Annotated in this window: 3 protein-coding genes; all 3 read right to left on the minus strand. The window is 40.0% G+C overall.

Translation table 11 applies throughout. The features are described 5' to 3' along the window. Positions 1–698 precede the first annotated feature (698 nt). Positions 699–2,387: a M14 family metallopeptidase gene (locus F6K22_RS33915; RefSeq protein WP_293108519.1), complete on the minus strand. Its 1,689-nt coding sequence runs from the start codon at positions 2,385–2,387 to the stop codon at positions 699–701. Between the two features lie 155 nt (positions 2,388–2,542). Beyond that, positions 2,543–3,127: a CPBP family intramembrane glutamic endopeptidase gene (locus tag F6K22_RS33920; RefSeq protein WP_293108522.1), complete on the minus strand. Its 585-nt coding sequence runs from the start codon at positions 3,125–3,127 to the stop codon at positions 2,543–2,545. 341 nt (positions 3,128–3,468) lie between these two features. Continuing rightward, positions 3,469–4,197: DUF3326 domain-containing protein (locus tag F6K22_RS33925; protein ID WP_293108525.1), on the minus strand; the 729-nt coding region annotated here is incomplete at its 5' end.

A 4,197-nucleotide genomic window follows, 5' to 3' on the forward strand; every position in this document is an offset into this window, starting at 1 on the left:
TTTTCATATGAATAAACCACAATGAATAGAATCAACCCACGGCATCATCTTGAGTAATTTGAGCGATCGCTCAAATTGCAGTTTTCATCCTTGATAGACCACACTCTCCTCCAGAAACCCTAAGTATCGTATATTTATTCAGTCATAATTTGAAGAACGAGGGCTTTTATACTAACTCCGCGCCTCCGCGCCTCCTGACTCTGTCCTCCTGACTCCTGACTTCTAAGAAGCTGTTTGTAAACTCATAAAAACCTCTCTCCAAACCTCTCTCCTACCAGGAGAGAGGCTCCGGCAACCCCCATTCCCTTGTAGGGAAGGGGGGCAGGGGGGTTAGGTTTGCGCGGATTTGTCGGTTCCATGCAGTATTTCTCAAACAGTTTCTAACAATGAGTTTAGTAGTCTACTCAACTGAAAAGCGCTGTAAAGCAGACAACTTTTCAGCCGAAGATAATATAGAAGTCCTAAGCGTATCTTTGTAAAGGTGCGTGCTTTTAGCTCCCGGAGTCAGGAAGACCGAGTTAGAAGATCGAGATACCATAACAGGGAAAAAGGTAGAATAATTGCCCCCAAGCTTCACCATCTCCCTATCTCCCTATCCCCCTCTCCCCAAACTTCTCCTCTATGGGGTTCTATAAAAGCTATACCTAAAATTGCCTCCAGAAATGCTTCGGTTGGAATAAAGATTTCTATACCTTAACTTACTCTGGCAAAGTAATCACTGTTTTCACAACGCCTGCTCGTTCCGCCTTTGCCGTCACCTCAATCTCACAACCAGCAACACCTTTAACCACCCACTCCAAATGACAACGATAACTTCCAGGTTGAGCAAAAAAACTGAAAAAATTAAAAGCTTCACTCGATCGCCCCTGCAAATGCTCGATTTCCTGCTTTTGTTTCCCACTCACCAAGGTTACACCATCAGGTAAATCTAACATTACCTCTATCGGTTTAACACTTTTTTGTTCCAAAGCTTTTTCACTGGTATAAGTAGGTAAAAATCCCTGATTTTCCAACTGCACCACCAGATGATACATATCACCGCCCTGATGCTCAACCACTGTCTGACTCACTGCTAAACAAGGTGACATCAAAGCATGAGAAATAGCAAACTGACATTGTTCCTCACATAACTTTGGTAAATATTCAACAGGTGGGTTGTACCAGACTTCCTTCAAATTCCACCCACCAATTTCAACAGTACCCAGTTGGGGATGTTCAAATGTTTCCCAGTCAATAAAACCTCTCCCACCCAATTTTTCATCATTCCATTGCATCATTTTCAGATCGTCAGCAACAGGATGGCGTTGTAACCACTTAATATAATCATCCTTCTTAACTCCCGCTGCCGTGGGTGCATCCCAAAGCTCTATAGCAAAACCAAACCAACCGAAGCGATCGTAACAATAGTCAATCATTCCACCAGAAATTTTCTCACGGTTAGGGTACGAGAAGTTATGATAAATCGAAACGCACTCATAACCCGTAATCTCAGTACCCTTTTCTCCAATCAATTTGTAAATGTCTAAATCTTTTGCAGGTAAGTGTTCGTCTGGATAACCACAGTAAGAACGTAAAATTACTCCAGAAAACGTATGATAGTTGATGAAACCATTAATATTAGGATGTTCTCGCCAAAATTCTGCTACAGCAAGAGTTTCAGGTTCAGAAAAAGGAAAATCTCCAGCACCTTTTTGTTTTCCCTCTGGTCGCCATTCATGGGGATAGTTGCGATTAAAATCAAGCCCTTCCTTACTGGGAGCGACTTTAATATCGTAACCGTCATAGTTTTTGATTATTCCCTCTGGCAAAATACTGTAGTAAGTACCTCCAAATTCATCGGGTTCGCGAGGCACCATAATTCTCGGGTCTTCCGACGAAATTTTCCAAGCTCCACAGTTATCTTTGAGTCGCATTTGCAAAATTAACCCATCTCCATTTATATCTTCCCAGTGGAGACCATCGCGTTCTTCAGGATAAGGATAATGACGAATACTCGATCGCAAAATTTGAGGAGTTGTTAAATATTTTTCTGCTCCATCAACAGCAATGCGAGGTAAAATATAAATTGTGTAGTTGTCTAATAAATGAGTGATTCGAGGTTCACTAGCGTAATTATTTAGTAGATAATAAATAGTATATAGAGCAACCGCCGAACCTGTAACTTCTATCGCATGAATATTAGCATCAATCCAATATCCAGGTTTTTCCTTAGCCTTTCCTGTATTTTGATTTGTCAGAGTAGCTAGGAAAATATCTAGTCCGCCGTAGCTTTTGCCAATAACTTTTAAATCTATTAAATGAGGATTATTTTCACTCATTTGATGTAGAAAATTTACTACTTCTTGATATGTGTAGTAGTGGCTAAAATCAAACCCTGATTCTGTCATTTAAAATTATTTAATCCTCTATAATTAATACTAATTAACTTGAAAAATGTCACAAATAGTTTCAAACTTTAGATGTGAAATAATTTCCTGAAATTACTATAGCGTTAAAGTTCTGAGTCTGTAAAATCTTACTTTTGACTTTTGACTTTTGACTTTTAACTTCCGTTATGTTCCCACTTCCAAACACTACTCGAAATCAAATTTGTCAAAATATGGGCAATAATTGGTATTAATAAATTACCTGTTACCAAAGCGCTGTATCCTAACACTAGACCAACTATTGTTGCCCAAATCATATAAGGCCATTGTTCCCTACCACTCAGATGTAAAACACCAAAGAAAACACTTGAGGCGATTAAGGCCACTGTATCTAATCCCAAGGCAGATAAGACTACACCTCGAAATAGCAATTCTTCACTTAATCCTGGGAGCAACCCCAACCAAACTAAATCAGGCCATAACAGGGGAGTTAGCACTAACTTTAAATATGTATCTGCACTACGACGATAAGCTGGCCATATACGGTAAACTAAACCACTCGCAGTAGTAATACCTAGGGCGATCGCTACTCCCCAGAGTAAGGCCCTCAAATTCCAAGTTACAGGCAATAAATTTATACCAAATAGCAGGCAAATTTTAGAAATTGCCAGTAATACTAATGCTGTTACTCCCATTGCCACTAACACTTGGATGCGAGTTAGTGGTTCGATCTCCGGGTTTTCAGGAATTTTTTCTGTCACTTGTCAGCTATCAAATAGACTTTAGGTTCTCTATCTCAATATTGTATAGTAATTTTCATAGTGATGAGTTATAAAGTTATGGTTCAATTATTCATTGTTAATTATTAATTATTAATTATTAATTATTACCTCTTCTTAAAAAGGAAGAGCATTAGTTAAAAGGAAATTTTTTTCTTTTCAAAAGGTAGTCCGCCCTTAGTCATAAGGTTGCGAGGCGACACCGATGGTAATCTCAAAGTCAAAAGTTACATGTAATCTCGCTCGTGAGTTTTCAATGCCAAAATGCTCCGCCAACAAGATTTACCTTACCAATGTCCGCGTCCTAAATGCGTAGTGCTATACTACTGAATTCTAGGAATTGATAATATTTTTGCTCTTAAAGCTTCCGGACTAATACCTGCCCTATGAGCAACCAATACCCCCAATGCTTCTAAATATGAATTTACCTCCAACGCCTTGATACCTAACTTTTCGGGTGATACCTGCATTTGGGTTTTATTTTCTCTCACGGCAATAATTTGTGCTTTAGTTTGACTGAAACTCATCACTGCACTACCCCCACAAGCTGTCGCAGGTACAACCACCGCATCAACTTGTTGTGCCCAGATAGTATTTGGAAGTGGCAAACTCTCTTTTCGTGTCGATAACTGTGGCGCACGACTCAAACCAACCAAAACACAAGGCAAAAATGTATAACCAATTTCTTCGGCAGCAGACCGGGGCGATAAGTTAGGGTCTAGGGGTAGGGGCAATAAAGCAGGAGCATGGGCGCAGGGAATTTGAAAAGTTTTGACAATTAAATGACTAATAACTGCCTCTGCTCCTGCCAAGGGGTCAACTCCTTGGCCATGACGATATTCTTGTAATGCTGTACTACCTTCGTCATCGGGAAATCTGGCAACAACAGCGATCGCCTCTGCTTTTGCTTTGTGAATTAGAGTATCTGCTGCTCGTAGCAAGCTATCAGGATTAGCTATTGTGCCCCAAGATGCCCCAGACTCAGACTGTCTTAGTTCTACTCCTAATGGGGAGTCAGTCACAATGTAATCTGTTAGATTTAGACCTAAAGT

It is taken from the genome of Okeania sp. SIO2F4 (assembly GCF_010672385.1).
Lineage (GTDB): Bacteria > Cyanobacteriota > Cyanobacteriia > Cyanobacteriales > Microcoleaceae > Trichodesmium.

What these genes read in the sequence shown, in the direction of transcription:
- F6K22_RS33915 (WP_293108519.1), bottom strand. Translation starts at nt 2,387, where the DNA reads ATGACAGAATCAGGGTTTGATTTTAGCCACTACTACACATATCAAGAA.